The sequence below is a fragment of the Kribbella sp. NPDC048928 genome (assembly GCF_043197975.1).
GTDB lineage: Bacteria > Actinomycetota > Actinomycetes > Propionibacteriales > Kribbellaceae > Kribbella.
The window spans coordinates 208,451-234,237 of the sequence record NZ_JBICUC010000002.1; the positions used below are offsets into that span (position 1 = coordinate 208,451).

Consider the following 25,787-nt stretch of genomic DNA (forward strand, 5'->3'; position numbering starts at 1 on the left):
GGCACGAGTTTGCCGACCAGACTTCCCGGCGCACCGCGCCCCACCCTGCCGCAAAGACGCTGCCCAGAGCAAACACCAACCGGTAGAATGGGCAGCGGTGCGCCGGGAAGTCTGGTCGGCTCCGTCCGACCGACCCCAAAATGAAGGGCCGCTCATGAGCCAGCACCCCCGGATCCGGCCGAAGAAGCGCGCGTTCCCCCGGATTCTCGGGCGCGAACGCGCGTTCCTTGCCGACACACTGCGCGCCGAGACGACGGGTGGGCTGTTGCTGCTCGCGGCGGCTGTGGTCGCACTGGTCTGGGCGAACTCGCCCTGGCAGGACGGGTATCACCACCTGCGCGACGCCCAGCTCGGCCCGCTCACGGTCGAGGGCTGGGCCTCGGACGGTGCGCTGACCCTGTTCTTCTACCTGGCCGGGGTCGAGCTGAAGCGCGAAATGGTCGTCGGCACCCTGTCGAAGCTCAGTGAAGCCGTCGTACCCGTGGTCGCGGCGCTCGCCGGAATGGTGCTTCCGGCAATCATCTACCTGATCACGAACCTGATCGCCGCAGACGGAAAGCCGCACGGCTGGGCGGTGCCGACGGCAACCGACATCGCGTTCGCGCTGGCGGTCCTGGCGATCGTCGGCTCGTCGCTGCCGAGCGCGCTGCGGGCATTCCTGCTGACGCTCGCGGTGGTCGACGACTTCGGCGCGATCCTGATCATCGCGGTGTTCTTCTCGCACGGCTTCCACCTGCTGTCGCTGCTCGTGGCCGTCGCGCTGATCGCCGTCTGGTACGTCCTCCAGCGCCGCCGCGTCCGTACGCCGCTGCTCTACGTCCCGATCGCGATCGCGGCCTGGTGGTTCATGCACGAGTCCGGGATCCACGCCACCATCGCCGGCGTCGCGCTCGGCCTCGTCACCCGGGTGGTCGCGGATCCGGACGAGCAACACGCCCCGGCGGAGCGGATCGAGCACCGGCTGCGGCCGTGGTCCGCGGGCGTCGCGGTACCGCTCTTCGCGCTCTTCGCCGCCGGCGTGACGCTGAGCGGCAGCGCCGTACGCCAGATGCTCACCGACCCGGTGGCGATCGGTGTCGCGGCCGGGCTCGTGTTCGGGAAGGCGATCGGGGTGTTCGGCGGGTCCTGGCTGACCGCACGCTTCACCCGCGCCGAGCTGAACTCGGACCTGGCCTGGCGGGACGTCGGCGCGGTCTCGGTACTGGCCGGGATCGGCTTCACCGTCGCCCTGCTGATCGCACAGCTAGCTTTCGGGACCGACGCCGCCCAGGTCGAGCGCGCCAAGGCGGCCGTACTGATCGCGTCGGTCGTGGCCGCGCTGCTCGCCACGTTGCTTCTGGCTCGCCGGAACCGCGCGTACGCCGATTGACCGGCGGGCACTGACGGTAGTGTCAGAGGACGGACTGGAAGGAGTTGCGATGTCGATGGGGCAGAACGGGGACGAGCCCACGGTCGGTCAGCTGGTCGCGAACGCCAGCAAGGACCTGTCCAGCCTGGTCCGCAGTGAGCTCGAGCTCGCGAAGACCGAGCTGAAGAAGACCGCGATCGCGGCCGGGACCGGAGCCGGGATGTTCGCGGCGGCCGGGTTCCTGGCGCTGCTCGCGGTCATCCTGCTGTGCATCGCCGCAGCGTACGGACTGACCGCGGCCGGTCTGCACCCGGCCATCGCGTTCCTGATCGTCGCCGGTGCCTTCCTGCTGATCGGCGCGATCCTGGTGTTCATCGGGTTGCGGGCGCTGAAGAGCGCGAAGGGCCCGACGCGGACGATCGAGACCTCCAAGGAGTCGGTCGAGGCGCTGAAGGCGATCGGCAAGGGCGACGACGAGGACACGACGTACGCGCTGCCCGAGCCGGGCGTCCGACGCTGAGCCCGGCAGGAGTCGTCGACCTGCTGGTCGACGGCCCCTGGTCGCACTCATTGGTCGCGGCCAACGGGGCCCGGTTCCACGTCGCTGAGTGCGGCGCCGCGGACGATCCACTCGTCCTGTTCCTGCACGGCTTTCCCGAGTTCTGGTGGGCGTGGCGGCATCAGCTGCCGGTGGTCGCCGCGGCCGGGTACCGCGCGGTCGCGATGGACCTGCGTGGGTACGGCGCCAGCGACAAGACGCCCCGTGGTTACGACCCGTACACGGCGGCCGCTGACGTGTCCGGCGTGATCCGCTCGCTCGGTGCGACCGACGCGGTGGTGGTCGGACACGGCTGGGGCGGATTCATCGGCTGGTCCGCCGCCGTACTGACGCCGCGGCAGGTCCGTGGGCTGGCGGCGGTGTCCGCGCCGCACCCGCTGCTGCTGACCCGCTCCGGGCAGCCGAAGGCGGTCACGCGGACGGCGTGGTTCCAGCTGCCGATCCTGCCCGAACGCCGGCTGCTCGCCCACGACGGCATCCACATCGAGCGCCTGCTGCGCGCCTGGGCCGCGCCGGGCGGAACGTTCCCGGACGCGGAGGCGTCCCGGCGGTACCGCGCGGCGCTCCAGGTCTGGCCGGCACCACACTGCGCACTCGAGTACCACCGCTGGTTCGCTCGGTCCCGCCTGCGACCGGACGGGCGGAAGTACTCGGCCCGGATGCGGACACCGGTCGCCGTACCCGTACTGCAACTCCAAGGAGCGCAGGACTCCGCAGTGTCGCCCACCGCGACCACTCCCCCAAGCCTGGTCACGGCACCACTGCGGCACGAGCTCATCGCCACGGCCGGCCACTTCCCGCACGAGGAAGCGCCGGCCGTGTTCAACACCCTGCTCCTGGACTGGCTGGCCGCTACCCGCTGATCAGCGCTTCCACGGACCCAGGTTCTGCGTGATGACCCAATGCGCACCCCTCGGCTCCACCCGATACCTGGCCGAGACAGTGTCGACACACGTGTTGGGGAGCTTCATCGCTACGTCGACTTCCAGATGATCGCCCTGGTCGAGCACATCGCTGACCTGGAGGAGGGCGGCCTTGGGGTACGTCCAGCAGCCGACGTTCGGCGCCCCCCTGAGAATCGTCAGGGGAACGATCCGGATCAGATGGGACTGGATGATCACGCGCTGGTTCGACGAGAACTGCTGCCCTGGACGTACCCGCCCCGGTCCAGTACTGGGGCTGTCCACCAGCACGGCCTTCACGAAGGGTTCGATCGCTTTCGGACCCGGCCGCAAGTTCTCATAGTTCCGGATCGTCAATCCGATCGCCAGACCCCAGATATCGGCGTCCCTGGTGTTGTAGACGGCAGGTGAGACTGTCGGGGTGGCTGACGCGGTCACGGTGGCGGCCGGTTGGGCGGTGTCGGCCGGGTGCAGGCGCTGGACGCCGTACAGGACTCCGCCGAGCACCACCAGGACCATTGCCGCTGCGAGCAGTACCGGCAGCACCCGGCGGTGTTTTGTTGCCGTTGGCACGTGATGTTCCGCGCGGCCGACCAGGGCCTCGCGGTCCGCGAAGGTCTCCCGGAGCAAGGTGCCGAGCTCTTCGTCGGTCGGATCGGGCATGTCAGCTCGCCTCCTCGGCGCTCAGATGTTCGCGCAGGGTCGCCAGCGCGCGGGTGGCGTTCGATCGGACGGTCGAGGCCGCGACGCCGAGCAGTTCGGCGATCTCCGCGTCCGGGAGGTCCTCGTAGTACCGCAGCACCAGAACGGCGCGTTGTTTGCGCGGCAGCTTGGCGAGCAACCGCCAGGTCGCGTCCCGCTGCGCCTGCCGCAGGCCGAGGTCGTCGTGGGTCGCCAGCTCGATCGGCTCGGCCAGCAGTACTTCGCTGTTCTTCAGCAGCCGGCGCCAGCTGAGGAACTCGTTGACCACCATCGTCCGCAGGTAGGCCTCCGGGCGTTCGACGCTGCTGATCCGCTCCCACTTGCGGTGTGCGCGGGCCAGCACGGTCTGGACCAGGTCCTCCGCGGTGTGTTCGTTCCCGGTCAGCATCACGCCCAGTCGCAGCAACCGGCGCTCGGTCGTACGCACGACATCGACGTACGAGAGCGCCGGCTCTAGATCACCCATCATCAGCACCGTCACACCACGTCAACGCGGCGGCCACGGCAGGCTGCTGCATCACGTACAGGATTGTGTGGAGACCTCTTGGGTGGCGGTCGTGCCGGTGCGGGCGTCGGCGGCCACTTGCTGGGCGGTGAGCACGTAGCCGGTGCGGTTGTCCTCAACGGAGGCGGCGAACACCACGCCGTACACCGTGCCCTTGTTCGACAGCAGCGGGCCGCCGGAGTTGCCTGGGCGGACGGACGCCCAGATCGAGAACGCGTCGCGGGTGACGGTCTTGTCGCCGTAGATGTCGGGGCCGCGCAGGCGCTCCTCGGAGCGGATCCGCGCCGGCTCAGCGTCGAAGGGGCCGTTCTCCGGGTAACCGAGCACGACCGCCGACGCATCCGCCTTGCCGGCCAGGTCGAACGGCAGCGGCGTCGCCCTCAGGTCCTTCACGTACAGCACCGCGATGTCGGTCTCCGGGTCGAACACGACGACCTTCGCGTCGTGCTTCTGGCCGTTCACCTCGACCTGCGGCGAGGTGACGCCCGCGACCACGTGCGCGTTCGTCATCACTCGCTGCGGGGCGTACACGAAACCGCTGCCCTCGAGTCCGCGCGAGCAACTCGCGACCCCGGTGACCTTGGCGATCCGGCTGTACGCGTCGCGGACGGGCTGCTGGCGGGCGATCGCGCTGTCCGGCGGCTGCGTCTCGCGGATCCGCTCCGGCACGAACGGGTCCAGGAAGCGCGGGAACAGGTCGGTGTTGACGACGTCGTTGAACGACTGCAGCGCCCGGTCGGCGCTGGCCGGCAGGACCTCGTCGGTCTTCGCCAGGACCTGCGAACCGCGGACCGCCGACGTCACGCTCGGGATCCGCGCGCCGCTCACCGCGACGCCGAGCACCCAGGCGACGATCAGCACCGACGCGGCCGCCAGCGCGGCGCCACCGAGCGCGTCCAGGAAGCGGATCGGCTTCCAGGACAAACGATTGCGCACTCTGGTGCCGACCATCGCCCCGAGGGTTCGCCCGATCGCGGCCAGCACCACGACGAGCACCAGCGCCGCGAACGACACCGACACGCTCGGCGAGAAGTTGTCCAGGACCTTCGGGACGCCCCAGACGCCGAGCGCCGCACCGGCGAGCAGCCCGACGGTCGCGCACGCGCCCAGCACGAAGCCTTCGATGTACCCCGAGATCGCCACCAGCGCGGTGACGATCAGCAACGCCCAGTCGAGCTTGCTCACTCCACACCTTCCGGCCAGTGTCCCGTATGCGATGTAGCTTGAACGATAGCGGTGGTCAGGTGCGTGCATCGTGGTGCTTGGTCAGTGGCCTCGATGCGGAGCATCGTGGGCGCTGGGCAAGTGCCGCGAGGTGCGTGCCTGACCACCGATAGCGTCGAGCTACATCGCTTACGGGACACTCGGCCCCTGCGCTCGGCCGAGGTCGTGCTCGATCGCCGTCATCCGGCGTACGTCCTCGGACCGGCGACCCTCGCTTCGCCAGGCCGCCTCGACCAGCCGGTCGGGTAAAGGTACGACGTTCGAGGGGTCCCAGTCGCGGTACCAACCGCCGAGCAGCAGCAATTTGTCGAGCAGACCGGCGGTGAAACCCCAGATGTAGAGGTCACCGACGGTGAACGCCGGGCCGGTGAAGCCGCTCGGGTGCAGACAGCTGATCCGGTTCGCCGGGTCGGCCAGCGCGCTCAGCGGGACCTCGTGCACGGACGCCACCTCGGCCGGGTCGACAACCGCGACCGGCGACGGCTCCCGCCACCAGGCCAGCACCGGCGACACGCCGAAGTTGCTCACCGGCACCCAGAGCGCCGGCCAGATCGCGAACGGGACCACGCCGGCCGGGTCCAGACCGGTCTCCTCCTCGGCCTCGCGGAGCGCCGTCCGGATCAGTCCGCTGTCACCCGTACCGTCCTCGGGGTCGGCGCCGCCGCCCGGGAACGCCATCTGACCGGCGTGCTTGCGCAGCGTCCAGGCGCGCTCGGTGAGCAGTACCTCGGGTCCGTCGTTGCCGCCAGCAAGCAAGATCAGGACGGCGGACTTCCGTACGGACGGGTCGTCCGGCGGCAGGAACCGGGACAGCTCGTTCGGATCCACGTCCTCGGAGGCCTTCGCCAGCGGATGCAGCCACGCGGGGATCTGCTGGCCGGTCACAGGGTCACCCCGAGCTTGTCCTTGACCAGCTGGTTGAGCTGCTGCTGGGACGTCAGTACTCCGTGGTGCACGTACGCGACCGTACCGTTCGCGTCGACGAACGCGGTCAGCGGCGGACCACCGACCTTCAGCGACCGCTGGACCGCCTTGTCCCGGTCAACGACGTGGGCGTACGTCAGACCCTCGGCGCCGGCGAACTTGACCGCGAGCTCAGGCCGCGGGTCGTCGTAGTCGATCCCCAGCATCGGCACCTTGCCGGACTTGGCGAGGGCCGCCAGGTACGGCGCCTCCTCGCGGCAGGGGCCGCACCACTGCGCCCAGACGTTGATCACGAGCGGGCCGCGCAGATCCGCGAGCCGCACATCGGGACCGTTCCCGAGGCACGGCAGGCTCAGCTCGGGCAGCCCGTTGCTGACAGGCGGCTTCGACACCGTCGCCGGGCAGGCAGCCAACCGCTCGGCTCCTGGCACCACGCTCGCGCTGCCGGAGGGCGTACCCACCCCACCAGCCGACTCCTCGCCACAGCCGGCCGCCGTCAGCCCAACCACGACCGCCACCAGACCGCCCAACACCCGGGACCCCCACCCGCCCCACGACCGCACAACGGCGCCGCGTAGGGGCGTACTGGGCACCCCTCGGCGCCACGACAGCACACCGGCGCCGCGTGACGGCGTACTGGGCGCCTGTCTGCCCCGGCTGACACGCCCCACGCGGGCCCACGGACCCGACAGCCGCTCGTCCTGGGACGGGGGCGCGGGGTCTCGGGGTGCGCGGTGGGCGAGGGCTGGGGTGCGGGTCACGCGGGGGCCTTCACCAGTTTCGCCGCCGCCTCGGGGTCGATCGGGCCGGCGCCGTACGACGGGCACCACTGGGCGATCGGGCAAGCGCCGCAGGCCGGCTTCTTCGCGTGGCAGCGCCGCCGCCCGTGGAAGATCAGCCGGTGCGACAGCATGGTCCAGTCCTTCTTCGGGAACAGCTCACCGATCGCGTGCTCGACCTTGACCGGGTCCTCCTCCGCGGTCCAGCCGAACCGGCGGGCCAGCCGCCCGAAGTGCGTGTCGACCGTGATCCCCGGGACGCCGAACGCGTTGCCGAGCACCACGTTCGCCGTCTTCCGGCCGGTACCGGGGAGCTTGACGAGCTCCTCGAGCTTGCCCGGGACGACGCCGTCGTAGTCGTCGACGAGCGCCTGACCGAGCTTGATCACGCTGTTCGTCTTCGCCCGGAAGAACCCGGTCGGCTTGAGGATCGCCTCCATCTCGTCCCGGTCGGCCTCGGCGTACGCCTCCGCGGTCGGGTACTTCACGAACAGGGTCGGCGTCACCTTGTTCACCGTGACGTCCGTCGTCTGGGCGGACAGGATGGTCGCCACCAGTAGCTCGAGCGGGGTGGTGAAGTCCAGCTCGCAGTGCGCGTCGGGGTAGGTCTCGGTCAGCACCTTGTGCATCTTGCGGGCCCGGCGGACCAGCTGGGTGTGCGTCTCGTCGACGTACACAGGAGCCTTGCGGGGGAGCTTCAGCGGGACCACCGCGAGGGGGTCCGCGACACGCGGGGATGGCATGGAGGCAAGCCTACGTGGCGGTCCCGACACCCGAGGGGCTACGGTTTTGTGGCGACCGGGTGTACACATATCGGTCGACGGACGTGGCGGATCCCACGTCCGTAGTCGTGGTCGAAGGTCCTAGGAGGCCCAAAAGTGGATGCCGCAGTGCTCCGACAGGCACCGCTGTTCAGTCAGCTCGACGACGAGGCGGCCGACGCCCTGGCAGCCTCGATGACCGAGAGCCGGCTGCGCCGCGGCCAGGTGCTGTTCCACGAGGGCGACTCCGGTGACCGGCTCTTCGTCGTGGTCGAGGGCAAGGTCAAGCTCGGCCGGACCTCCGCCGACGGCCGGGAGAACCTGATCGCGGTCCTCGGGCCGGGCCAGATGTTCGGTGAGCTGTCCCTGTTCGACCCGGGACCCCGGTCCGCGACCGTCACCGCGGTCACCGACGCCTCGCTGATGTCGCTGACCCACGACGAGCTGCTCCGCTGGCTCGACGGGCGCCCGGCGGTGGCCCGCGGCCTGCTGCTGCAGCTGGCCGGCCGGCTCCGCAAGGTCTCCGACGTGGTCGCCGACCTGGTCTTCTCCGACGTACCGGGCCGGGTCGCCAAGGCCCTCCTGGACCTCGCCAGCCGCTTCGGCCGGACCGCCGACGACGGCGTCCACGTCCACCACGACCTCACCCAGGAGGAGCTCGCCCAACTGGTCGGCGCCTCCCGCGAGACCGTCAACAAGGCCCTCGCCGACTTCGCCTCCCGAGGCTGGGTCCGCCTGGAGCCCCGCTCCGTAGTCCTCCTCGACGTAGACCGCCTCCAACGCCGAGCCCGCTAACCCTCCCCCCGCACCCCGCACCGGGCCCACCCCACGGCACGGCACGTCACGGCACCCCAGCCCGCCCCATTTGCCTGGCAGACCCACCAATTTGCCTGGCAAACCCACTGAATGATGGGTTCCACACCGTTAACCAGGGTGCGGAACCCACGACTTCGTGGGTCAGCCAGCGAGGTGCGACCGGTGCGCGGCGGCGAAGGCCTCCCGGATGCGCATCGCCGTACGGCGCGGATGGGCGAGATCCGCCCAGGTGATTCGGATGACCTGCAGGTTCAGAGCGCGGAGCCGATCCTCACGATCCTTCTCCCGGATCAACACCAGACTCGAGCCGTCGGCGTACTTCGACAGACCGTCGAACTCGACAATCGTGCGGTACTCGGGGAAGTAGAAGTCGACGCGCCCGATGAAGCCGCCCGCATCGGTGAAGACCGCTTGCAACACTGGCGCCGGGAGCCCTTCGGAATGCATCAGCACCCGGAGCCGTGACTCGCCGACCGATTCCGACGCCCCGTTCGCGAAACCGAAAGCGGACCGGACCGTCGGCCCGCCCGGCCAGAAGTCGGTCAGCGCAAGCACTCTGCGTAGCTCGGCCTCGGGCAGCTTCCCAGCCCGCAACACTGCGTCGGCGCTCACCACCGCGGCCTCGAAAGACGATCCGGCCGCAGTCTCTACCAGCGCGCGGGGAACACCGGTCACGGGAAGGTGGTCGACGTGGTCCAGGTCGGCACTGGTCAGCACGCCGTGGTGGTGCCTGACGCCGGCAGTTGAGCCTGTACGCGCCGTACTCGACCTGGTCAGCTGCACTTCGTCGAGATCGACGCCCCAGACCGGTACGTCGTGAAGGACCAGCGCCGAATGATGGCTGACGACTGCGGTCCCCGGGCGCATCGAGTTGACGGCCGCATGCGCGAGCCGACGGTGGCGCAGCAGCGCGCGTTCCCAGGGTGGGAGGTGATCCAGATCGGTGCGTTCGACGTACTGGCCGTGGCGAACGCGCTCCCATCGGCGGTCGCGCAGGCGCTCGTGCACCTGTTCGGGCGTGTAGCCGGCCACCAGGGCCTGCCGACGGCTGAACACGCCACCTTGCCTGTCAGCCAGGGCTTTGAGCGTCGGATTCATACCTTCAGGATCAACCGCTACGGAGAGTCGCGGGGGCCTTCGTGGCACATCTGTGGATAACCCGCGGCCCGCGCGGCCGATCCGCCGACGCCCTCAACCCTCATCTGTCCGGCGCCGACCGGCCCACATTTGCCTGGCAGACCCACCAAGTGAGGGGTTCTTGACCCTGATTCACGGTCAAGAACCCCTCATTTCGTGGGTCTGCCAGGCAAATTGGTGGGTCTGCCAGGCAAATGGGGGGTGGGTGGGGGTTAGTTGGTCAGGTAGTCGAGTTGGGCCTGCGCTGAGCGTTCGGCGGCGGGGCGGAGGGCGGGTGGTACGTCGGTGTAGACGTGGGCGACTACTGCTTCGGGGGTGGTGTGGCCCTCGGCGATGGCGGCTCGGACCTGGTCTAGGCGCTCGTGGCGGTGGTTGAGGTAGTACGTGAGGACTGCGCCGGGGTCGTCGATGACGGGGCCGTGGCCGGGGAGCAGGCGGAGTACGCCGGCCGGGGAGTTGGCGAAGGCGCGGAGGCGCTCCAGGGAGTCCAAGTACGGGCCGAGGGCACCGTCCGGGTGCGCCACCACCGACGTACCGCGGCCGAGGACGGTGTCGCCCGTGAGGAGCGAGCCATCCTGTGGGAGCCAGAAACAGACCGAGTCGAGTGTGTGGCCCGGAGTGGGCAGGACCTCGATGCGCAGCCCGTCGGCGGTGATCACGTCCCCCTCGGACAGCCCGTGTGCGTGGTCGGTGGGGATCCGGAACGCGGGGTCAACCGCCCGTACGCCGCAGCCCGCCTGGTTGGCGAACCACGCCGCGCCCTCGGAGTGGTCGGGGTGTTTGTGAGTGAGCAGTACGACGGCGACCTTGCCGGCCTGCTCCAGCACCGCGCGGAGGTGGTCCTCGAGCAGCGGCCCGGGGTCGACGACCACGGACTGTTCGGCGTCCGGTGCGCGGAGGATCCAGGTGTTGGTGCCGTCCAGCGTCATCGGGCCGGGATTGTCGGCCCGGACCAGGGTGGCGTGGTCGGTGACTCTCATGTCGTCTCCAGATAGGCCTGGTCGCCGTCGAGGCGCACGGTGGGCATGATCGCCCGGATCTCACGATCGCCCGCGGCGTCCAGGATCGCTGCCACGTCGGCGTACTGCGAGAGCTCGCGGCAGCTCACGTAAGTCGGCGGCAGCATCAGTACGTCGCCCGCGTCGACGGCGCCGACCGCGTCCGCGGGGCGGATCCAGGTGACCTGGTCGGACTCGCTGGTCACGTCCCGCGTGACCTGTCCAGCGGGGAGAGCGGCGACGAAGAACGCGGTGTCGTACCGCTTCGGCTCGAACTCCGGCGTGATCCAGTGCGTCCACGGCCCGAGCAGGTCGGCGCGCAGCACCAGCCCGCGCCGGTGCAGGAACTCCGAGAACCCCAGCTCGCGCGACTCCAGCGCGACCCGGTCCGCCTCCCAGTCGTCACCGGTGGTGTCCTCCACCACGGCGTCGGCCGACGGACCGGCCAGCAGTACGCCGGACTCCTCGAACGTCTCGCGCACCGCCGCCGCGACGTACGCCGCCGCAGTGTCGGCGGAACACCCGAACCGCTCCCCGAACCACGCCGGCGTCGGCCCGGACCACGAGTCGGCCACGGTCGAGTCGGTGGCGTCGACGCGGCCGCCGGGGAAGACCGTCATCCCGGCGGCAAACGCCATCGTCCGCTGCCGCCGCAGCAGATAAACCTCCGGCCCACCAGCAGAGCCCGCCGCGCGGACCCCATCCGCGGCGCCCACCACATTCGGGGCGTGCGGGAGTGGGTTGCGGAGGAGGATGACGGTGGAGGCGGGACGTGGCTCGGCCGGTGTCCGAGTGCCCTGGAGGTACTCGCGGGCGGTCTCGGCCATCCGGCCGGTCAGCAGCTGTGACTTCAGATCACGCATCAACGATCGGACCTCCGCGGGACACGGATCAGCCGACCTCGACGATCAGCTCGACCTCGACGGGGGCGTCGAGCGGCAGGACCGGTACGCCGACGGCGCTGCGGGCGTGCTGGCCGCCGTCGCCGAAGACCTGACCGAACAGCTCGGAGGCGCCGTTCGCGACCTGCGGCTGACCGGTGAAGTCCGCCGTGGAGGCGATGAACGCGACCGCCTTGACGATCCGCTTCACGTTCGCCAGGTCGCCGATCTCGGCCTTGACCGCGGCCAGTGCGTTCAGCGCGCACTGCTGGGCGCACTCGCTTGCGACCTCGGGCGTGACCGCGTCGCCGACCTTGCCGGTGGCGATCAACGTTCCCTCGCGCAGCGGCAGCTGGCCGGACGTGTAGACGAGGTCACCGGTCCGGACGGCCGGCACGTACGCGGCAACCGGCTTGGCCACGTCGGGCAGCTTCAGACCGAGCTCGGCGAGCTTCTCCTCGGGGTGGCTCATTTGTCCTCGATCTCCCGCTTGAAGTAGGCGACCAGGTTCTCCGGGTTCAGCCCCGGGACGACCTGGACCAGCTCCCAGCCGTCCTGGCCGAAGTTGTCCAGGATCTCCTTGGTCGAGTGGACCAGCAGCGGCGCGGTGAAGTACTCGAACTTCTTCATGCAGGGGACTCTAACGGTGTGTCCTGGCACACGTCCTACCCTGGGACCTATGGCGCGACTGCACGTGGTCACCGGTAAGGGGGGCACCGGGAAGACGACTGTTGCGGCTGCCATGGCGCTCGCGCTGGCCGAGCAGGGTCAGCGGGTGCTGCTCTGCGAGGTGGAGGGGCGCCAGGGGCTGGCCCAACTCTTCGACGTACCGCCGCTGCCGTACGTCGAACGCCGGATCGCGCACGGGCCCGGTGGAGGTGAGGTGTTCGCACTGGCCGTGGACGCCGAGGCCGCCCTGCTGGAGTACCTCGACATGTACTACCACCTCGGCCGCGCCGGGAAGGCGCTCGAGAAGGTCGGCGCCATCGACTTCGTCACCACGATCGCCCCGGGGCTGCGTGACGTACTGCTGACCGGCAAGGTGTACGAGGCGACCCGCCGGAAGGCACACGGGAGGCTCGCGTACGACGCCGTGGTGCTGGACGCGCCGCCGACCGGGCGGATCGGACGCTTCCTGAACGTGAACCACGAGGTCGCCGGGCTCGCCAAGGTGGGCCCGATCCGCAACCAGGCGGACGCGATCATGGGCATGCTGCGCTCGGACGTGACCCGGATCCATCTGGTCACGCTGCTCGAGGAGATGCCGGTCCAGGAGACGCTGGACGCGGTCGAGCAGCTGGAGAAGCTGGACCTGCGGATCGGGTCGATCGTGGTGAACATGGTCCGCAACAGCCCGCTCGACGACGACGCACTCGCCCTTGCGGTGAAGGAGAAACTGCCCACCGCCGAGCTGACCAGAGGACTCAGGGCGGCCGGCATCACGCCCGGCGACGACCTGGTCCGAACGCTCGCGGCCGAGGCCCACGACCACGCCATCCGGGTCGGCCTGGAACGCGAGAACCGCGACCGAATCGATGCCCTCGGCAAGCAGGTGACGGAGCTGACCCTGCAGCCGGACGGAATCGACCAAGGCGCCCTGCTGGACCTCGCCGAGGAGTTCCGCGGATGACAGCTCTCGATCTGGACGCGCTGATCGACGACCCGAAGACGCGGATCGTCGTCACCTGTGGCGCGGGTGGTGTCGGTAAGACCACGACGGCGGCCGCGCTCGGGCTGCGGGCGGCGGAGCGGGGGCGGAAGGTCGTCGTACTGACGATCGACCCGGCGCGGCGGCTGGCGCAGTCGCTCGGGCTGACCGAGCTCGACAACACCCCCCGCGCGGTGGCCGGCGCGAACCCGAAGAACGGCGGCCGGCTGGACGCGATGATGCTGGACATGAAGCGGACGTTCGACGACGTCGTCCTGCAGCACGCGACGCCGGAGAAGGCCGAGCAGATCCTCGCGAACCCGTTCTACGTCGCGCTGTCGTCGTCGTTCGCGGGCACGCAGGAGTACATGGCGATGGAGAAGCTCGGCCAGTTGCACAAGCAGGCCGAGCGGACCGGCGACTGGGATCTGATCATCGTCGACACCCCGCCGTCCCGCTCCGCGCTGGACTTCCTGGACGCCCCGGAGCGGCTGGCCTCGCTGCTGGAGGGACGCTTCCTGCGTCTCCTCCTGGCGCCCGCTCGAGGACCCTTCAAGTTGATGTCGGCCGGCGTGAACATGGCGATGTCGGTGCTCAACAAGGTCCTCGGCGCCCAGGTGCTGACCGACGTACAGACGTTCGTCGCCGCCTTCGACACCCTGTTCGGCGGGTTCCGGCAGCGGGCCGAGCAGACCGTAGCGCTGCTGCGGGAGCCGCACACCGCATTCCTCGTGGTGGCCGCTCCACAGAACGACGCGCTCCGGGAGGCGTCGTACTTCGCCGAGCGGCTGCGGGCCGAGGGCATGCCGCTGGCCGGCGTCGTACTGAACCGCGTGACGAACACCCAGGCCTCGGAACTGTCGGCCGAGCGCTCACTCGCGGCAGCCGAGAAGCTCGAAGAAGCGGACAAGTCGCCGCTGTCGGCCGCCGTCCTGCGGCTGCACGCGGACAAGATGCAGCAGGTCGTCGGCGACCACAAGCGAGCCGACCGTTTCCGCCGCGGGCACCGCGCGATCAAGACCGTCGAGGTCCCCGCGCTGCCCGACGACGTGCACGACGTCGCCGGGCTGCGGACGATCGGGGAGCTGCTCACCGGGTAAGGCGGACCGGTGCTCAGCCTCACCCGACCTGGCGGACCTGCTGAGGCCAGCCACACGCCACGGCGATCTTGCCTGCCCAGACCTTCGCGGTGTCGTCGTCGGGCACGTCGATGACCGTCAAGCCGCCCAGGTACTCCTTGCCGTCGCCGAACAGTCCGTCGGCGATCTCGACCTTGCCGCTCGTCGCGTCGGCGCTGAAGCCGTTCGCGAGGTCCTCGTCCACCCCACCGGCGAACACGTAGACGCCGGCCTCCTTCATCTCCTCCACGACCGCGTTCGCGAGCGGGCCGCGCGCGGTGAACCACTCCTCACTGTGATCGCCCACCCACTGCTGGTTGAAGTAGATGATGTACTGGCTCATGTCTGCTCCGTACGTTGTCTCGGTGGCGGACTCGTTGCCCGTCGACAGCTCCACGAACAGCACAGCACCGATCCGACACGACCGCCGCTGATTGCGCCCTCCCGACGGCCGGCGCCGCACGGGTTCACCGTGAGCGAACGCCCTTTCGGGCCGGGAATTACTTTCTTACACCTGTGGTTGAGCCTGTCAGACTCAATCTTTGGATAAGGGTGTGACAGCGTGACCGATACGTTGAATCTTCCGGTACTGCCGCTGGACGACGTCGTGGTCCTGCCCGGGATGGTCGTGCCGGTCCGGCTCGCCGACAGCGAGGCCCGGGCGGCGATCGACGCCGCGCAGGCCTCGGGCGAGGACAAGGTCCTGCTCGTCCCGCGACTGGACGGAAAATATGCCAAGGCCGGGACGCTCGGTGAGATCGAGCAGATCGGCCGGCTGCCGGGCGGTGCCCAGGCGGCCGTGATCCGCGGGACCCAGCGGGTCCTGATCGGCGCCGGGACCACCGGTCCGGGTGCTGCCCTCTGGGTGAGCGCGACGGTGCTGCACGAGATCACCGACGCGCGGTCGGCCGAGCTGGCCCGCGAGTACAAGAGCCTGACGACCTCGGTGCTCGAGCGTCGCGGTGCGTGGCAGGTCATCGACTCCGTGAAGCAGGTCAACGACCCCGCGGAGCTGTCCGACCTGGCCGGCTACGCGTCGTACCTGAGCGACGAGCAGAAGTCGGAGCTGCTGGAGAACGCGAACGTCTCCGAGCGGCTGGAGAAGCTGATCGGCTGGGTGAAGGACCACCTCGCCGAGCTCGAGGTCTCCGAGACGATCCAGAAGGACGTCCAGGAGGGCATGGAGAAGCAGCAGCGCGAGTTCCTGCTGCGCCAGCAGATGGCCGCGATCCGCAAGGAGCTGGCCGAGCTGGACGGCAAGGCCGAGTCCGAGGAAGAGGACTACCGGGCCCGCGTCGAGGCGGCCGACCTGCCGGAGCACGTGCGCAAGGCCGCGCTCTCCGAGGTCGACAAGCTCGAGCGGACCGCCGAGCAGTCCCCCGAGGTCGGCTGGATCCGTACGTGGCTGGACACCGTTCTCGAGCTGCCGTGGAACGAGCGGACCGAGGACAGCTACGACATCCGCGAGGCGCGGGCCGTGCTGGACGCGGACCACGCCGGTCTGGACGACGTGAAGCAGCGCATCACCGAATACCTGGCCGTACGGCGTCGTCGTGCGGACCGTGGTCTTGGCGTGGTTGGTGGACGTCGCAGTGGCGCCGTACTGGCCCTGGTCGGTCCTCCTGGTGTGGGTAAGACCTCGCTGGGTGAGTCCGTGGCGCGGGCGATGGGCCGCAAGTTCGTCCGGGTCGCCCTGGGTGGCGTCCGCGACGAGGCCGAGATCCGTGGCCACCGCCGGACGTACGTCGGTGCCCTGCCGGGCCGCGTGGTCCGTGCAATCACCGAGGCCGGCTCGATGAACCCCGTCGTCCTGCTGGACGAGATCGACAAGGTGGGTGCGGACTACCGGGGCGACCCGACGGCCGCTCTGCTGGAGGTCCTCGACCCGGCGCAGAACCACACCTTCCGGGATCACTACCTGGAGGTCGAGCTGGATCTGTCCGACGTGGTCTTCCTGGCCACGGCGAACGTGCTGGACTCCATCCCGGCGCCGCTGCTGGACCGGATGGAACTGGTGCAGCTGGACGGGTACACCGAGGACGAGAAGGTCATCATCGCTCGTGACCACCTGCTCCCGCGTCAGCTGGAGCGGGCGGGCCTGACGGCGGACGAGGTGGCGATCGAGGACTCGGCGCTGCGGGTGCTTGCGGGTGAGTACACGCGAGAGGCCGGCGTACGGCAGCTCGAGCGGTCGATCTCGCGGGTGCTGCGGAAGGTGACGTCCAAGCTCGCCCTGGGCGAGGAGGACGGCAACCTGACGATCGGTGCGGACAACCTGAAGGGGTACCTCGGTTCGCCGAAGTTCACTCCGGAGTCGGCTGAGCGGACCGCGCTTCCGGGTGTGGCGACCGGACTGGCTGTGACCGGTGCGGGCGGTGACGTGCTCTTCATCGAGGCGTCGCTGGCCGACAAGGAGACCGGCCCGACCGGGGTCACGCTGACCGGACAGCTCGGTGACGTGATGAAGGAGTCGGCGCAGATCGCCCTGTCGTACCTGCGCTCGCACGGTGCGGAGCTGGGCCTGCCGGTAGGCGACCTGGCCGAGCGCAACACTCACATCCACGTACCGGCGGGTGCGGTCCCGAAGGACGGACCGTCGGCGGGTGTGACGATGACGACGGCGCTGGCGTCGCTGCTGTCCGGACGGCCGGTCCGTTCGGAGGTCGCGATGACCGGTGAGGTGTCGTTGACCGGACGGGTGCTCCCGATCGGTGGCGTCAAGCAGAAGCTGCTCGCCGCACACCGGGCCGGGCTGACCACGATCCTGATCCCGAAGCGGAACGAGCCGGACCTCGAGGACGTACCGGAGGCCGTGCTCGCGGAGCTGACCGTGCACCCGGTGAGCGACGTCCGCGAGGTGCTGGAGCTGGCGCTGGAGCCGGCCGAGGTCGGCATGCATCAGTTCGCCGCATAACGCAGTACGGATATGGAGGGCCCGGGTCGTCGACCCGGGCCCTCCTTCTTTTGGATGAACTTTCGGCGAACCTGTCCAGCGACGGTGACCGAACTCACAGTCGCAGGCGTAACCCAAATCGGCGATCCCGTAGTCTCTATAACCATGCGCGTCAGGGAAAAGGGCGACCGGGGAGTCGTCCAATCTGTAGTTCTGTTCCTAGGGGTGAGCGTGCTGTCGGGGGCGTTGGCTGCCGGTCTCGCCATCCCGTTCGCCGGCCTTGCCGGATTCACCACGGAGAAGACCTCCACGACCCTGCAGGACCTGCCGCAGCAGTTCGACGAGGTGCCGCTGAAGCAGAAGAGCACGATGCTCGCCGCGGACGGCTCGCTGATCGCCACACTGGCCGAGCAGAACCGGAAGCCGGTGAAGCTCACGGAGGTCGCGCCGATCATGCAGAAGGCGATCGTCGCGATCGAGGACGACCGGTTCTACGAGCACGGTGCGCTGGACCTCAAGGGCACGCTGCGTGCGCTGCTGGAGAACCAGTCGTCGGGCGGCATCCAGCAGGGCGGTTCGAGCATCACCCAGCAGTACGTGAAGGTCAGCCTGGTCGAGAAGGCCAAGACCCCGGAGGAGGTCGCCGCGGCGACCGCCGACACGTACCAGCGCAAGGTCGCCGAGCTGCGGTACGCGATCGCCGTCGAGAAGCAGTACTCGAAGAGCGAGATCCTCGAGAAGTACCTGAACCTGGCGAACTTCGGCGACGGCGCGTGGGGCATCCAGGCCGCCGCCCAGCACTACTTCTCGGTGAACGCGAAGGACCTGACGCTGCCGCAGGCCGCGATGCTGGCCGGCCTGGTGAAGAACCCGACCGGCTACGACCCGACCAACAACGCCAAGCGCGCCAAGGACCGCCGCGACGTCGTCATCAAGCGGATGCTGCAGCTGCACGTCATCTCGGTCAGCCAGGCGAACTCGGCGCTGAAGACCCCGGTCATCGACCCGAACAAGGTCCAGCCGAACAAGCTCGGCTGCGCCAACGGCCCGTACCCGTTCTACTGCGAGTACGTGCTCGGTGAGCTGGAGAACAACCCCGCCTTCGGCAAGACCAAGACCGACCGCTCGAACTACATCAAGACCGCCGGCCTGACGATCAAGACCTCCCTGGACCCGAAGATCCAGGCCGATGCGCAACGCTCCATCGACACCCACTCGAAGACCACCGACCAGGCGATCGCGGCGGTGACGATCGTCGAGCCGGGCACCGGCCTGGTGAAGGCCATGGCGCAGAGCCGTGCGTACGGCAACAAACGCGGCCAGACCGCGTACAACTACAACGCGCCCAAGAGCTATCCGGGCGGGTACGGCGGCTGGCAGAACGGCTCGACCATGAAGGCGTTCACGATCGCCGCCGCCATCCAGAAGGGCATCCCCCTCAACTACAAGATCAACTCGCCGAGCCCGATCCACCTGGGCGGCCAGACGTTCAGCACCTGCAACGGGCCGTACAAGATCAACGGCAACTACGACCCGCAGAACTCGACGACGAACGTGCCGGACCCGACGATGATCGAGGCGGCGCAGAAGTCGACCAACACCTACTTCCTGCAGCTCTCGCAGCGGACCGGCCTCTGCCCGATCGCCAAGATCGCGCAGGCGCTGGGGATGTACGACGCCCAGGACCTCGGTCCGCTCCAGCAAGTGCCGTCGATGACACTGGGGATCGACAACATCGCGCCGGTGCAACTGGCCGGTGCGTACGCCGCCTTCGCCGCGCGCGGCATGTACTGCGCGCCGTGGGTGGTCACCTCGGTCAAGGACTCGGCCGGAAAGCCGGTCAACATCCCTGGCGCGAACTGCAAGCAGGCAATCGCGCAGGAGGTTGCCGACGGCGTCAACGCCGTCCTGCACCAGGTCATGGAAAAGGGCGGCACCGGCCAGCACCTGAAGTTCGGCAAGAGCGACCTGGCCGGCAAGACCGGAACCATCAACGACGCCAAGGCCGTCTGGTACGCCGGGTACTCGTCCAAGCTGGCTGCCGCGGCGACGGTGGCCGACGCCTCCCTGCCGTACGACAAACTGCAGGGCCAGACGCTCAACGGGCATCACATCGACGACCCGACCGGTTCCGGTACTGCCGGGCCGATCTGGGAGGCGGCGATGAAGGCCGCCCTGCAGGGATTGCCGACCACGCACTTCGTCGCGGCGTCGGACAAGACGCAGCGCGGCGACGTGAAGGATCTCCCGTTCGTGAACGGCATGAACCCGCAGGACGCGTCCAACAAGCTCAAGCAGGCCGGCTTCCAGGTCACGATCGCCGGCGGCACGGTGAACTCCGAGGAGAACGCCGGCACGGTCGCCTACACCGACCCGCGGCAGCGCGACGGGGCCCCGGCCGGCTCGCTGGTGACGATCTACGTCTCCAACGGCAGCAAGGCGAACAACCCGGGCAATCAGAACACCACGAAACCGCCCAACACCCCGAAACCGCCCGGCACCACCACCACGATCAACCCCAACTGCCCACCCTGGAACCCCAAATACCCAAACTGCACCGGCCGCGGCCACAGATAGCGGGCTGTGAAACCCGACAGCAGCGATTGGATCATCGAGGTCTTCTCGGATGAGACCGAGTGGCTGATCGACCGGATTCAGGTCGACGGCCTGCTGGCCCGGGAGGTTCGGGAGATGCTGAACCTCCCGGAGCAGGAGGACATCCGGCACGGCGCCTATCCCCTCGAGGGTGAGGCGCTGCGGCGGGTCGCAATGCGGGCCGGGTATCGGCCGGTCGCCGGTGCGTCCTTCTTCCTCGCCTACGAAGGCGACGGGACGCTGATCTGACTCAGGCGCCGAGTTGGCGTTTGACCTCGCCGGAGACGACTGCGCCGTCAGCCTTGCCCTTGACCTTGGGTTGGAGGGCGCCCATCACCTTGCCGATGCCGCGGGGGCCGAGCTCGGCGGCGCCGGTGCTGGCGATGGCTTCGGTGACCAGGGCCTTGATCTCGTCCTCGGTGAGCTGCTCGGGCAGGTACTCGGCCAGGATGTCCGCCTCGGCCTGCTCCTTCTCGGCGAGCTCGGTGCGGCCGGCGTCGCGGTAGGCGACCACGGACTCGCGGCGCTTCTTCGCCTCGGAGCTGAGCACGTCGACGATCTCGGTGTCGCTGAGCTCGCGTGCCTCCTTGCCGGACACCTCCGCCTTGGTGACCGCGGTGAGCGCCATCCGCAGGGTCGACTTGCGGATCTCGTCGCGCGCCTTCAGGGCGGCGGTCATGTCGTCGTGCAGGCGCTGCTTCATTCCGGAGTTGGACATACCTGAGATTGTGGCAGGCTTATGAAATGAGTATCGCGAGGACCGCCCTGAAGACCACTGCCGTGGTCACGGCCGTCGGCGCAGCCTGTGTTGCGTACGCGGCCGGTATCGAGGTGCGTTGGTTCACGTTGCGCCGGTTCACGGTGCCGGTGCTGCCGGAGGGCACCGCGCCGCTCAAGGTGCTGCACCTGTCGGACCTGCACCTGATGCCCACCCAGGAGCGGAAGATCGCGTGGGTGAACGACCTCGCCGCGCTCGAGCCCGACCTGATCGTCAACACCGGCGACAACCTCGCGAACGAGAACTCGGTCCGTCCGCTGCTGCGGGCGTACGGGGATCTGCTGGATCTGCCCGGCGTGTTCGTGTTCGGCTCCAACGACTACTGGAAGCCGCACTTCAAGAACCCCGGCAAGTACCTGCTGCCCGCGAACAAGCAGCGTCACAAGCCCCACGGGCCTGACCTGCCGTACGAGGAGATGCGCCGCGCGTTCACCGGCGCCGGCTGGACCGACCTGAACAATGCGAAGGCGACCCTCAAGGTGAACGGTCTGCGCCTGGACTTCGCCGGTACGGACGACCCGCACATCAAGCGTGACCGGTACGACGAGGTGGCCGGCGAGATCGATCCGGCCGCGGACCTCTCGATCGGCGTCACGCACGCGCCGTACCAGCGCGTCCTGAACGGTTTCGTCGGCGACGGGTATCCCTTGGTGCTCGCCGGCCACACGCACGGCGGCCAGCTCGCAGTCCCGCTGTACGGCGCTCTCGTGACGAACTGCGACCTCGACACCTCACGGGTCAAGGGCCTGTCGACCTGGGGCCACGACGGCCGCCAGGCGGCTCTGCACGTCTCCGCCGGCCTCGGTACGTCGCCGTACGCACCGGTCCGATTCGCGTGCCGGCCGGAGGCGACATTGCTCACTCTCGTCCCCCGGATAAACCCGATTTCGTCCGGACGCTGAGCCCATGTAAGCTACTCGCGACTTCGGGCTGTGGCGCAGCTTGGTAGCGCGCTTCGTTCGGGACGAAGAGGTCGCAGGTTCAAATCCTGTCAGCCCGACCACCATTGAGGGTCAGTCACTGCGGTGACTGACCCTCAATGCGTTCAGGGCAGGTCCGTCGGAGGAGCTGGGGTGCGCGGGACCGATCACTACGAGGTGCTGAACGTCGAGCGGACGGCCAGTGCCGCGGAGATCAAGTCCGCGTACCGGAAGCTGGCCCTGCAGGTGCACCCGGACCAGGGCGGCAACGCGGCGCTCTTCCGGCTCGTGCAGGAGGCGTGGAACACCCTCTCTGACCCGGCCAAGCGAGCCGCGTACGACCGCGGTCTCGACAGCCACTCGACCCCGCCCCCGTCACCGCCACCCCCGCCGACGCAGCCGCCGGCTCCGGAGCCCGACTACGAGTGGACCTGGTCAACCGACCAGCCCTGGTCCAGCGACACCCAGCCGCCGGCCGAGGAGCCCGCGCAGGAGCCCCTGCAGTCGAAGCCGGTCGGCCCGGTCCTGATCTACCCGACCTTCGGCCGCTGGCAGACCCCCGCGCTGATCGGCCTCGTGCTCTTCACCGCGCTGGCCGTCGCTCTCCTGGTCACCAGCAATTACCACGGCTTCTTGGACTACTTCTTCGCCGTCGGTACCGTGGCGATGATCGTCGTGGTGATGCCGCCGCACTGGAGCAACCGGATACCGCTCCGACGCGTGCTCAAGGCCCTCGGTGTCCTGACCACGATCGGCTTCGTGCTGACCCTGCTGCCGTTCGTGAACGGCACCGCGACAGGCCTCGCCCGGGCCGGCATCATCGCGCTGGTCGCCGGTGTCGTGGTTGTGCGCTTCATCACCGGGCGGTGGTCCAAGAACTACGTGGTGGACCGCGCCATCAACCGCGAGGCGTCGTACGAGTTCAACCTGTGGGGGCGTCCTGGCGAGCCGCTGGTGGACGACGCGCTGGCCGCGCCCATCACCTCGCACGACGCGTTGCTCCAACGCCGTACGGCCAACCTCCTGGACCCCGTGCTCACCGCACTGCCCGCGGCGAAGCTCGTGCACGGTGCACAGCTCGGGGCGATGACCATCGACCACCTGTTGCTCAACGGCCAGCGGGTCGCGCTGATCATCTCCCTGATCGGTCCACCAGGCACGTACTCACTGGACTCGTACGGGGCGCTCCAGCTCAACGGGCAGCCCCTGGAGAGCCCTGCGCCCGCCCTGGAGGGCGCGGTACAGGCGTGGCGCGGCCGCCTCCGGCAGGCTGACGTACGCGGCTTCCTGGTGATCCACGCGAGCTCAGGTGAGGCCCGCACCCAGTCACAGCCCGACGCCGCAGTCACCTGCCTGTCCGTACGGTCCGCTGCGCGCGAGCTGCACGACTGGCTCCAGCCCGAGGGCAGCAAGCTCGACCGCAAACTCCTGTACGACATCCTGCACCGCGCACCGTACGGCCTAATCTGAACGTATGCAGCGGGTTGATCTTGGTGAGGTTGAGTACGAGGTCGCGGCCAAGGACATGCGGGAGTGGGTCGAGGAGCGCGTACAGGGCAGCGCGGACGACCGGCTGTTCCTGCTGAGCCATCCGCCGGTCATCACGTACGGGCCGCGGACGGTGCTCGACGATCTGCCTGTGGAGGCAGCCGGGATTCCCACGGTCCCGGTGGATCGCGGGGGCTTCGCGACCTACCACGGCCCCGGTCAGCTGGTCGGGTACCTGGTCATCGACCTGCACCAGCGCGGTCCCGTCGACATCGTGCACTGGGTCGAGAACGGACTGATCGAGGCACTCGGCGCGCTCGGGTTCCCGCTCGTACGCCGGGAGACCCCGAAGGGTGCGAGCAGCCTGGTCGGGGTGTGGACCGAGGACGGCCGGAAGCTGTGCTCGATCGGCATGCGGATCCGGCGCGGTGTGACGAGCCACGGGTTCTCGGTGAACGTCGCTCCGGACATGACGGTGTTTCACACGTTCACGAGCTGTGGGCTGCACGACGTGACGATGGTCTCGCTCGCCGAACTGGCGGCCGAGCAGGGTAAGCCCGCGCCGAGCGAATCCGACGTGCGCGATGCCATCGCTAAGTCACTGGGAGCCCGATAGCCTGCGGCCATGAGCCAGGAGGACGACGGCGACCGGATGCCTGACGATCTGGAAGCCGTGCTGGAGGCCGCCGACGAGGAAGCGGAGGCGGACCGCCCGGGGCGGTACGACGCCCCGCCGTTGCCGGCGGCACTGATCCTGGTCGTGGTCGGGCTGCTCTGCGGGTTCGTGACGATCGCCGGCGTGTGGCTGAGTGAACGCAGCTGCGAGCGGTTCCGCGACACCAGCAACTGCGGCGCCTTCGGGCTGCCGCTGCTGATCGTGATCGTGGTGGTCACGATGGTGCTCGGCGGGCTCGCGCTGAGCCGGCTGGCGATGCCGCACCCGCGACTGATCCCGTTCCTCGGCGTCGCCTTCATGGTCGCGTTCGTCGTCGCGTTCCTGACCGGCCGGTTCGACTCGCCGTGGATCCTGGCCGTCGTACCGGCCCTGACCGCCATCACTTTCCTGATCGCCGATCTCGTCGCCCGACTGCTGGAGCGTGCCGATGCCTGACCTGCCCGTCTACGAGTGCCCGCGGACCACCACCGCGCCGAATCTCGACGGCACCCTGACCGACCCGGCCTGGGACGTCGCGCCGTGGACCACCGACTTCGTCCCGATCCACGACGGCCCCGCGCCGCGCTTCCGGACCCGGTCGAAGCTGATGTACGACGACCGGTACCTGTACCTCGGCGGCCTGCTCGAGGAGCCGCACGTGTGGTCGACGATGACCGAGCACAACAGCAAGCTGTTCCACGAGAACAACTACGAGCTGTTCCTGGACCCGGACGGCGACGGGCAGAACTACTACGAGTTCGAGATCAACCCGCTCGGGACGATCTGGGAGCTCACGCTGCCCAAGCCGTACGTCGACGGCGGCGTACCGATCGACCCGACGAACCTGCCCGGCCTGCGGACCGCGGTACACGTCGACGGCACGGTGAACGACCCGTCCGACACCGACACCGGGTGGTCGGTGGAGCTCGCCGTACCGTGGGCCGACCTGGCCGCGTACAACAAGGGCCGCGCCACGCCGCCGAACCCGGGCGACGAGTGGCGGATGAACCTGATGCGCTGCGAGTGGCCGCACGAGGTGGTCGACGGGGCGTACGTGAAGGGTGAGCAGCTCGAGTTCTGGGTCTGGTCGCCGCAAGGAATCGAGGACATGCACCGCCCGTCGACGTGGGGCGTCCTGCGGTTCTGAGCCCCCCGTGACACGGCGTTGACACCGGCGCGAGAGAATGAGGTACGTGAACTTGGGGGGCTCCGAACCACACGGTCTGGAGGCGGACCAGGTCGTCAGCGCGATCGAGCGCGCATGTGAGAGCGACCTGCGAACCGCCCTGCGGCTCGTTGCGCGCTATTCGGCGTACTGGTGGTCGAACGGGCTCCAGGACGAGGCTGCCGCGGCGGCCGAGCGGGTGCTCAGCATGCTCGGCCGGACCGTGCCGGTCGGGCTCGACGAGGAGTACCTGCTCGCAGTCATCAACGGGGCCGCCTCAGCGGAGCAGGAGCAGATCGAGCTGGCCCAGCAGATCGTCCTGACGACCACAGGTCCTTTCCGGTACTCGGCGACCGTGCTGCTGTGGGCCCTGGTCTTCGGGCCGTTCGAGTCGACCGCGGTGATCGAGGAGGTCCTCGAACGGAACGAGAGCGGTGACGCGTGGACACGGGCAGCTGTGGAGCTGTGCCGTGGGTACCCCGGTTTGACGAAGGCGGCGCCGGACGACGCGGCGCAGGCGCTCCGTACGGCGCTGGGCCGCTTCCGGATGCTGGAGGACCGCTGGGGCCTGTTCCTCGCCCTGAGCGCCCTACGGCACGTTGTGGGCGAGCCCCTGGACATCACTACCGAGGCGCTGGAGCTGGCAGAGCAGCTGTGCCTGCCTGAGGAGACCGGCCTGCTGCTGTGCGAGCGTGCTGAGCTGTACCGGCGAGCAGGGAAGCTGGAGGACGCCCACGCGGACTACAGCCGGGCCCTTTCCATCGGTGAGCACGCCGAGCTCCAGGAGACTGTTGCGGCCGCCCGGCTCGGTCTGGCACGGACCGCCCGGCGCTCCGGCAATCTCCCGGCGGCGCGGTCGCACCTGTCCGCCGTCCTGACGCTGCACGGGCTGGAGGATGCGCATTTCGAGGCGCACCACGAGCTCGCCGCGCTGAACGCCTCCGAGGCCACCGCCTGACGCGACCGCGGGCCCCCGGTAGAACTGTGGGGT

The 25,787-nt window shown here is 69.1% G+C and carries 28 protein-coding genes and 1 tRNA gene; 16 read left to right on the forward strand and 13 right to left on the reverse strand.

What is annotated here, in order from left to right; all coding sequences use genetic code 11:
- Positions 1-154 precede the first annotated feature (154 nt).
- From nhaA to ACGFI6_RS07755, 3 genes are read left to right on the forward strand one after another with little or no spacing between them, the layout of a single operon-like run.
- A complete protein-coding gene (nhaA, locus tag ACGFI6_RS07745; protein ID WP_393116081.1) occupies positions 155-1,369 on the forward strand; it encodes a Na+/H+ antiporter NhaA in 1,215 nt (404 codons plus the stop codon).
- Between the two features lie 49 nt (positions 1,370-1,418).
- The gene (locus ACGFI6_RS07750; protein WP_393116083.1) at positions 1,419-1,868 is read left to right on the forward strand and encodes a phage holin family protein; all 450 of its coding nucleotides are present in this window, start codon (positions 1,419-1,421) and stop codon (positions 1,866-1,868) included.
- Between the two features lie 50 nt (positions 1,869-1,918).
- The gene (locus ACGFI6_RS07755; protein ID WP_393116085.1) at positions 1,919-2,770 is read left to right on the forward strand and encodes an alpha/beta fold hydrolase; all 852 of its coding nucleotides are present in this window, start codon (positions 1,919-1,921) and stop codon (positions 2,768-2,770) included.
- Here the strand turns inward: ACGFI6_RS07755 and ACGFI6_RS07760 are convergent, their stop codons facing one another.
- The 6 genes from ACGFI6_RS07760 to nth all read right to left on the reverse strand — a co-directional run bounded on the left by ACGFI6_RS07760 (position 2,771) and on the right by nth (position 7,686).
- On the reverse strand, positions 2,771-3,472 hold the full coding sequence (locus ACGFI6_RS07760; RefSeq protein ID WP_393116087.1) for a hypothetical protein: 702 nt from the start codon (positions 3,470-3,472) through the stop codon (positions 2,771-2,773). It abuts the gene before it with no gap.
- 1 nt (position 3,473) lies between these two features.
- On the reverse strand, positions 3,474-3,977 hold the full coding sequence (locus tag ACGFI6_RS07765; RefSeq protein WP_393116089.1) for a SigE family RNA polymerase sigma factor: 504 nt from the start codon (positions 3,975-3,977) through the stop codon (positions 3,474-3,476).
- Positions 3,978-4,028: 51 nt separating this feature from the next.
- The gene (locus tag ACGFI6_RS07770; protein ID WP_393116091.1) at positions 4,029-5,201 is read right to left on the reverse strand and encodes a MarP family serine protease; all 1,173 of its coding nucleotides are present in this window, start codon (positions 5,199-5,201) and stop codon (positions 4,029-4,031) included.
- A 168-nt stretch (positions 5,202-5,369) separates the two neighbouring features.
- Positions 5,370-6,125, reverse strand: coding sequence for an NUDIX hydrolase (locus tag ACGFI6_RS07775; protein WP_393116093.1), 756 nt, complete (start codon positions 6,123-6,125; stop codon positions 5,370-5,372).
- Positions 6,122-6,682, reverse strand: a complete 561-nt coding sequence (locus tag ACGFI6_RS07780; protein ID WP_393116095.1) for a TlpA family protein disulfide reductase — start codon at positions 6,680-6,682, stop codon at positions 6,122-6,124. Before ACGFI6_RS07780 ends, ACGFI6_RS07775 begins: the two co-directional genes overlap by 4 nt.
- 239 nt (positions 6,683-6,921) lie before the next feature.
- Positions 6,922-7,686 carry an endonuclease III gene (gene nth / locus ACGFI6_RS07785; RefSeq protein WP_393116097.1) on the reverse strand — a complete coding sequence of 255 codons (765 nt, stop codon included), beginning with the start codon at positions 7,684-7,686 and terminating at the stop codon, positions 6,922-6,924.
- 135 nt (positions 7,687-7,821) lie between these two features.
- Between nth and ACGFI6_RS07790 the strand changes: the two genes are divergently transcribed.
- Positions 7,822-8,499 (forward strand): Crp/Fnr family transcriptional regulator, encoded by a 678-nt coding sequence (locus ACGFI6_RS07790; protein WP_141857382.1) that lies wholly within the window; start codon positions 7,822-7,824, stop codon positions 8,497-8,499.
- A 162-nt stretch (positions 8,500-8,661) separates the two neighbouring features.
- Here ACGFI6_RS07790 and ACGFI6_RS07795 read toward each other — a convergent pair whose 3' ends face one another.
- The 5 genes from ACGFI6_RS07795 to ACGFI6_RS07815 all read right to left on the reverse strand — a co-directional run bounded on the left by ACGFI6_RS07795 (position 8,662) and on the right by ACGFI6_RS07815 (position 12,166).
- Positions 8,662-9,618: a type IV toxin-antitoxin system AbiEi family antitoxin domain-containing protein gene (locus tag ACGFI6_RS07795; RefSeq protein WP_393116099.1), complete on the reverse strand. Its 957-nt coding sequence runs from the start codon at positions 9,616-9,618 to the stop codon at positions 8,662-8,664.
- Between the two features lie 251 nt (positions 9,619-9,869).
- On the reverse strand, positions 9,870-10,637 hold the full coding sequence (locus ACGFI6_RS07800; protein ID WP_393116101.1) for an MBL fold metallo-hydrolase: 768 nt from the start codon (positions 10,635-10,637) through the stop codon (positions 9,870-9,872).
- Positions 10,634-11,518, reverse strand: a complete 885-nt coding sequence (locus ACGFI6_RS07805; protein ID WP_393116103.1) for an NUDIX hydrolase — start codon at positions 11,516-11,518, stop codon at positions 10,634-10,636. Before ACGFI6_RS07805 ends, ACGFI6_RS07800 begins: the two co-directional genes overlap by 4 nt.
- Positions 11,519-11,546: 28 nt before the next feature.
- Entirely contained in the window at positions 11,547-12,008 is a 462-nt protein-coding gene (locus ACGFI6_RS07810; protein ID WP_393116105.1) for a RidA family protein, read from the reverse strand.
- Positions 12,005-12,166 (reverse strand): DUF4177 domain-containing protein, encoded by a 162-nt coding sequence (locus ACGFI6_RS07815; protein WP_165553378.1) that lies wholly within the window; start codon positions 12,164-12,166, stop codon positions 12,005-12,007. The genes ACGFI6_RS07810 and ACGFI6_RS07815 overlap by 4 nt, the downstream gene beginning before the upstream one ends.
- A 49-nt stretch (positions 12,167-12,215) precedes the next feature.
- Here ACGFI6_RS07815 and ACGFI6_RS07820 point away from each other — a divergent pair, with 49 nt between their 5' ends.
- Both ACGFI6_RS07820 and ACGFI6_RS07825 read left to right on the forward strand, forming a co-directional pair.
- A complete protein-coding gene (locus ACGFI6_RS07820) occupies positions 12,216-13,166 on the forward strand; it encodes an ArsA-related P-loop ATPase (RefSeq protein WP_393116107.1) in 951 nt (316 codons plus the stop codon).
- Positions 13,163-14,284 (forward strand): ArsA family ATPase, encoded by a 1,122-nt coding sequence (locus tag ACGFI6_RS07825; protein ID WP_393116109.1) that lies wholly within the window; start codon positions 13,163-13,165, stop codon positions 14,282-14,284. The genes ACGFI6_RS07820 and ACGFI6_RS07825 overlap by 4 nt, the downstream gene beginning before the upstream one ends.
- A 19-nt stretch (positions 14,285-14,303) precedes the next feature.
- Here the strand turns inward: ACGFI6_RS07825 and ACGFI6_RS07830 are convergent, their stop codons facing one another.
- A complete protein-coding gene (locus tag ACGFI6_RS07830; protein WP_393116111.1) occupies positions 14,304-14,708 on the reverse strand; it encodes a YciI family protein in 405 nt (134 codons plus the stop codon).
- 156 nt (positions 14,709-14,864) lie between these two features.
- Between ACGFI6_RS07830 and lon the strand changes: the two genes are divergently transcribed.
- The 3 genes from lon (at position 14,865) to ACGFI6_RS07845 (ending at position 20,039) form a co-directional block, all read left to right on the forward strand.
- On the forward strand, positions 14,865-17,216 hold the full coding sequence (gene lon / locus ACGFI6_RS07835; protein ID WP_393116113.1) for an endopeptidase La: 2,352 nt from the start codon (positions 14,865-14,867) through the stop codon (positions 17,214-17,216).
- A 204-nt stretch (positions 17,217-17,420) separates the two neighbouring features.
- On the forward strand, positions 17,421-19,772 hold the full coding sequence (locus ACGFI6_RS07840; RefSeq protein WP_393116115.1) for a penicillin-binding protein: 2,352 nt from the start codon (positions 17,421-17,423) through the stop codon (positions 19,770-19,772).
- 6 nt (positions 19,773-19,778) lie between these two features.
- Entirely contained in the window at positions 19,779-20,039 is a 261-nt protein-coding gene (locus ACGFI6_RS07845; protein WP_393116117.1) for a hypothetical protein, read from the forward strand.
- A gap of 1 nt (position 20,040) precedes the next feature.
- Here ACGFI6_RS07845 and ACGFI6_RS07850 read toward each other — a convergent pair whose 3' ends face one another.
- Positions 20,041-20,508 (reverse strand): GatB/YqeY domain-containing protein, encoded by a 468-nt coding sequence (locus ACGFI6_RS07850; RefSeq protein WP_393116119.1) that lies wholly within the window; start codon positions 20,506-20,508, stop codon positions 20,041-20,043.
- A 26-nt stretch (positions 20,509-20,534) separates the two neighbouring features.
- On the opposite strand from ACGFI6_RS07850, the gene ACGFI6_RS07855 reads away from it, so the two are divergent.
- From ACGFI6_RS07855 to ACGFI6_RS07885, 7 genes are all read left to right on the forward strand, one after another.
- Positions 20,535-21,470, forward strand: coding sequence for a metallophosphoesterase (locus ACGFI6_RS07855; protein ID WP_393116121.1), 936 nt, complete (start codon positions 20,535-20,537; stop codon positions 21,468-21,470).
- A gap of 24 nt (positions 21,471-21,494) precedes the next feature.
- Positions 21,495-21,571: transfer RNA gene (locus ACGFI6_RS07860), tRNA-Pro, on the forward strand.
- Between the two features lie 70 nt (positions 21,572-21,641).
- A complete protein-coding gene (locus ACGFI6_RS07865; protein WP_393116123.1) occupies positions 21,642-22,958 on the forward strand; it encodes a J domain-containing protein in 1,317 nt (438 codons plus the stop codon).
- Positions 22,959-22,962: 4 nt separating this feature from the next.
- Positions 22,963-23,592, forward strand: a complete 630-nt coding sequence (gene lipB / locus ACGFI6_RS07870) for a lipoyl(octanoyl) transferase LipB (RefSeq protein WP_393116125.1) — start codon at positions 22,963-22,965, stop codon at positions 23,590-23,592.
- 9 nt (positions 23,593-23,601) lie between these two features.
- The gene (locus tag ACGFI6_RS07875) at positions 23,602-24,087 is read left to right on the forward strand and encodes a hypothetical protein (RefSeq protein ID WP_393116127.1); all 486 of its coding nucleotides are present in this window, start codon (positions 23,602-23,604) and stop codon (positions 24,085-24,087) included.
- Complete coding sequence (locus tag ACGFI6_RS07880) at positions 24,080-24,778, forward strand: carbohydrate-binding family 9-like protein (RefSeq protein ID WP_393116129.1); 699 nt, start codon at positions 24,080-24,082, stop codon at positions 24,776-24,778. Before ACGFI6_RS07875 ends, ACGFI6_RS07880 begins: the two co-directional genes overlap by 8 nt.
- A gap of 46 nt (positions 24,779-24,824) precedes the next feature.
- Positions 24,825-25,754: a hypothetical protein gene (locus ACGFI6_RS07885; protein WP_393116131.1), complete on the forward strand. Its 930-nt coding sequence runs from the start codon at positions 24,825-24,827 to the stop codon at positions 25,752-25,754.
- The last annotated feature ends 33 nt before the right edge of the window (positions 25,755-25,787 follow it).